The 4,468-nt window shown below is 58.0% G+C and carries 3 protein-coding genes and 5 pseudogenes; 4 read left to right on the forward strand and 4 right to left on the reverse strand.

Annotated features, from left to right (window positions below; all coding sequences use genetic code 11):
- The 4 pseudogenes from NKH95_RS33085 to NKH95_RS33100 all read left to right on the forward strand — a co-directional run.
- Positions 1-128 (forward strand): annotated as a pseudogene (locus NKH95_RS33085) (transposase); the annotation flags it as partial.
- Between the two features lie 75 nt (positions 129-203).
- Positions 204-1,366, forward strand: a pseudogene (locus NKH95_RS33090) (IS110 family RNA-guided transposase).
- Between the two features lie 288 nt (positions 1,367-1,654).
- Positions 1,655-1,945, forward strand: a pseudogene (locus NKH95_RS33530) (transposase); the annotation flags it as partial.
- Between the two features lie 376 nt (positions 1,946-2,321).
- Positions 2,322-2,791: pseudogene (locus NKH95_RS33100) on the forward strand (transposase); the annotation flags it as partial.
- A 58-nt stretch (positions 2,792-2,849) separates the two neighbouring features.
- Here NKH95_RS33100 and NKH95_RS33105 read toward each other — a convergent pair.
- The 4 genes and pseudogenes from NKH95_RS33105 to NKH95_RS33120 all read right to left on the reverse strand — a co-directional run.
- On the reverse strand, positions 2,850-3,164 hold the full coding sequence (locus NKH95_RS33105) for a hypothetical protein (RefSeq protein ID WP_352894562.1): 315 nt from the start codon (positions 3,162-3,164) through the stop codon (positions 2,850-2,852).
- A gap of 32 nt (positions 3,165-3,196) precedes the next feature.
- Complete coding sequence (locus tag NKH95_RS33110; RefSeq protein WP_352894559.1) at positions 3,197-3,370, reverse strand: hypothetical protein; 174 nt, start codon at positions 3,368-3,370, stop codon at positions 3,197-3,199.
- Between the two features lie 74 nt (positions 3,371-3,444).
- Positions 3,445-4,062, reverse strand: coding sequence for an extracellular solute-binding protein (locus tag NKH95_RS33115; protein ID WP_352894560.1), 618 nt, complete (start codon positions 4,060-4,062; stop codon positions 3,445-3,447).
- Positions 3,986-4,468: pseudogene (locus NKH95_RS33120) on the reverse strand (hypothetical protein); the annotation flags it as partial. The pseudogene NKH95_RS33120 and the gene NKH95_RS33115, both read right to left, overlap by 77 nt.

The following is a 4,468-nucleotide window of genomic DNA, read 5'->3' on the forward strand; positions in this document are numbered from 1 at the left end:
GCTACACCCACCGTGTCGCCATCGCCAACTCTCGCCTGATCAGCATGGCTGACGGCAAGGTCGCGTTCCGCTGGAGCGATTATCGCCAACGCGGCAAGTCGAAGGTCATGACGCTCGATGCGCACGAGATCCCATGGGGAGTGAATAGCGACCACCGCTTCGGCAGAGTGTGATGTCGCCCACCAACCCTCAGGAGGTCCGCAATGCCAGTTGCAGCCAGCCGTAAAGAAGCTCCAGCCGCTATTCGAGTCGATCTTGCCGCAATCTTCGTGTCGTTGGAACTCTCGAGATCGAAATGGCTAATCACGTCACTTTCGCCCGGGGCGGGCGAGAAGATGTCGAAGCATATCGTGGCGGGCAGCGATGTTCCGGCATTGCTGGCGCGTTTCGCTGAGCTGCAGCGCAAAGCCAAGGCGCGCACCGGTCGAAGCTTTCGGATGGTATCAGTTCAGGAGGCTGGTCTCGATGGGTTCTGGATTCACAGAATCCTCGAACGTGAAGGGATCGAGAGTTATGTCGTCGATCCCGCGTCGATTGCTACGTCTCGCCGCCGCCGGCGGGCGAAGACTGACAGGATCGACGATGAGGCCCTGGTCCGAGCACTGTTGGCTTACAAACGCGGCGAGCCGCGGGTTTGTGCAATGCTTCGGGTCCCAACCCCGGAAGAAGAAGACCGCCGCCGCTTGGTGCGTGAGCGTAAAGCGCTGACAAACGAGCGTGTCCGCCACGTCAACAGGGTAAAGGGCCTGCTTGTTCGGTCAAGGTATCTCGGGATACGAACCGTTGCGGCGCGACCGGCGGAAGCGCTTGGACGACCTTGCGACCGGGGATGGTCGACCGCTGCCAGCGGCGCTGAAAGCCCAAATCAGCCGTGAACTCGATCTCATCGAACTGCTGATTGAGCAAATCAAACAGGTCGATGCTGAGCGCGACCTTATGCTTGCCGCCGCGTCGGCATCGTCACCTGCCCCAGCGTTGTTACTTAACCTCCGAGGTGTTGGCCCGGAGTTCGGCGCCATTTTATGGTCCGAAGGGCTATCACGACAGTTCGATAACCGACGGCAGGTGGCCGCGTATGCTGGTCTCGCACCGACGCCATGGCAGAGCGGTCAGGTTGATCGCGATCAAGGCGTATCCAAGGCGGGCAACCCTCGACTGCGAACGACGCTTGTCCAACTGGCGTGGCTTTGGGTGCGCCATCAGCCAGATTCAGAGCTTAGCCGCTGGTTCAAGGCGAGGGTAACGAAGAACGAAGGGCGCTACAAAAAATCGACGATTGTCGCTCTCGCCCGCAAGCTGTTTGTCGCCCTTTGGAAGTACATCAAATGCCGGGGTTGTCATCGAAGGCGCAGTGATGTCGGCATGACCCAATTACATCACTGTAAATAATCTACCGAAGGACAAGTGTCCTGGTAGATCCGGGAGGCGAACCGAGGATGAATATGGCTCTCAAGCCGTCCGACGAGAACGGTGTCGCTGCCTTGAGCTCAAATCCGCCGCACGCGGGATGTTGGTCTAGCCGCTTCGGCCGCTAACCGTATATAAGTTGGATCGGGTTCGTTCGCGAACCGCGTCATGAAGCTGAGCTCATACCGGATCTGCAAAAATTGTATCAGGAGGGTCGAAATGCAGCCATACTGACCGATCCCCTTGACTATCCCCATATAAGTTCATCCGACGCTTTCTGCTGCACACCCTGCCGGATGGCTTCCATCGTATCCGCCACTACGGCTTCCTCGCCAACGGCCATCGTGCCGCAAAGCTCGAATTGTGTCGCAGGTTGCTGGACGCTCCGTTGCAGAAGGATGCTGCACCTGGAGACGAAGGCGCCGTCGCCAGCGCCCTCTCGACAACTCACCGCTGCCTCTGTTGCGGTGGCCAGATGGTCACACTGGGCATCTGGCGGTGCGGACAAGCGCCTCCTCCCCGGAACGACACGTCATGATCGCGCCCAACGCGTCCAGGTCACTGCGTACAGCATCGGCCGCAATGCGCGCCGGCATGCGGGGTTTTGACCCGCCTCATGCAGGTGGACACTGCCGGCCTGATGACGGCCAGCGTTGCGATGACGCTGAGCCCAACCAACGCCAAAACTTCCTTGCCTATACGGCTGTGAGCCGCCACCATCCCATCCAGGGGGACCTTCGAGAACTCGTCCGTCACGATCCCGACTGCCCCTCCAGGCTACAATCCCCATAGCGCCAGATCGCCCCGCGGCTTCGCTCAATCCGGCTTGCAATGAGGTCCGCTGCCGAGCCCGCATGCCACGCTCGTGCCCACGGACCTCACAGAAGCCTCCAGATTCCCAAGAGCGGTTTTGCGTGATTCATGAGAGGTCGGCTGTTGGAGGGGCCGGCCATGAACAGGGATTGGCAAGTCGATCTGGAGCAGTGGCTTGAGCCGTTCGTCTCGGCGTTGAGGCACAAGACGCGTGCGCGGATGTGTCCGGCCTATATTGCTGGGCTGATTGGCCTTGGGGATCGCAAGAGCATTCAACCGATGGCGGCGCGCGACGCAGGCGTCAACTATGACCAACTGCACCACTTCATCGCGAGCGGCGTGTGGGATGCTGCGCCGCTGGAGAAGGTGCTCCTTGCGCAGGCCGACAGACAAGTTGGCGGGAACGATGCGTGGCTGATCGTGGACGGCACCGCGCTCCCCAAGAAGGGGGCGCCACTCGGTCGGTGTCGCGCCGCAAGATGCCTCGGCGCTTGGCAAGAACGCCAACTGCCAGACGCTGGTGTCGCTGACGCTGGCTTCTAGTCTAGTCTGCATGTCCATGACTTGGCGAAGTGTAGCATCCTCCCACCCTGTGCCTCGCAATTCGGGCACATACTGCGATATCGTCTTCAGGTCGTCGAGAACCCTTCGTGCACCAACGCTGCGGCTAGCGTGCCCGCGTATGACTTTGTGATTGACTGACACGAATGTTGTAAGTGCGGCTCGAGTGCGCCGAAGTATCGCTCGTATATGATGCGCCCTCGATGCAGCACCAATATACCGTCGGCGTAGGTGTCGATTAGCGCCTCATCGAAACGGTGGGTGCGACCATCGATGTCGGTGAAGGTGAGCGCATCGATTTCGGAAGACTTGTCGCTGCGCTCAAGCTGCGACGGTCCGCCCCGACCGCGCCAAACGTTGACCGTCTGACGAAGCTCACGCATGTGTGATAGCGACCAGCGAAATTGCGGGAAGGCTAAGACAGCATCTCCTTCCAACGGTATACGCTTTTCTGCCGGGGGGGCGAACCGCGCATCCAGCCAAGGTTGCGCGGATCTGATGCGCGGCCGCCCAGATAGCGCTTTCCGTCGAATTCTAAAATGCCCTCCGTCACGTTACCGACAGGTTCACGCTCTTTTAATTCGGTCATCGATTGGATCCAGGTTTCACAGTTTGTTTCAGAAGCTAGGCAGCTAAGGGCGTAGGTGTCCGCACGTGCATGAGTTAGAGCAAAGGCGCGATTTGCTGTTCCCAGCGCTTCATCCACTCATTGGTTTGTCCCGAGAGATACGACCAGTCCGGGAGGTAAGCGTAACGGTCCATTTCTTCGTTGTTGAACGCGAAAGGTTTCAATTCGTCGGATATCTCCGACTTTGCGTTGGCAGGCACACCAGCGATGTGCTTATTAAACTGGGAGTTGTTCTCTGGATCGATTGCAAAGTTGGCGAATTCGAATGCGGCATCGGTGTGCCCGCCTTTCAAAACGCACCACCCTTCTGCGTAAACAAACGTCCGGAATCCTGTCTCCTTGTCCATTTTGTTGAGATACTGGAGGTCGAAGTTGCGAGCCAGTTCCATCGCGATGAATTGCGCGGCGCCAATAATACAGGTTTCACCCGAACTTATGGACGTGGTTAGATCTTGATCGGAATTTGCAACGCGCCCAATATTGCCGGTACGCGCGAGATCCTTCACAAATTCCCACGCCGGCTCCAGGTTTTTTTCGTCGCCACCTTTGTGCAACGCCAGCATAACCATCGCCATGTTAGAACCCAGGGAGGGTGCCGGCCAACAAATCTTTCCTTTTAGTCGAGGATCCAAAAGGTCTTCGACCTTGGTTATCTGGAATGGTGTCGTGTCCTTTCGATATAGCCAGAAACCAGAGGTTACTGTGCGGGATGTTTATGATGTTCCCAGCGTTGTCTTTGACGAGTAGTTTTTGTGGGATGTCAGCGAGGTTAGGTACCTTTTCCAAGGTTACCGGTTCTGCCCAGCCCTCCGCCGCGACTGCTGGCCAAGACGGGTCCCACCCCGAAAGAAGATCTAAGCCCGTATTCGGCCATGCAGCCTTGATTTTTGACAGAATGACCATGGCGCCGCCGGCGTGCAGCTGCCAGTTGATGTTGACATCCGACTGCCGGGCCGCAATCTCCTTCATCCCATCTAGAGCATAATCTGACCTGATGGAATCGCGAGGGATTTCCATCGGGGAGAATATCTGATTCATCATGTCGGCTGGGTATGGAGG

It is taken from the genome of Mesorhizobium sp. M0848, assembly GCF_040319805.1.
Taxonomy (GTDB): domain Bacteria; phylum Pseudomonadota; class Alphaproteobacteria; order Rhizobiales; family Rhizobiaceae; genus Mesorhizobium.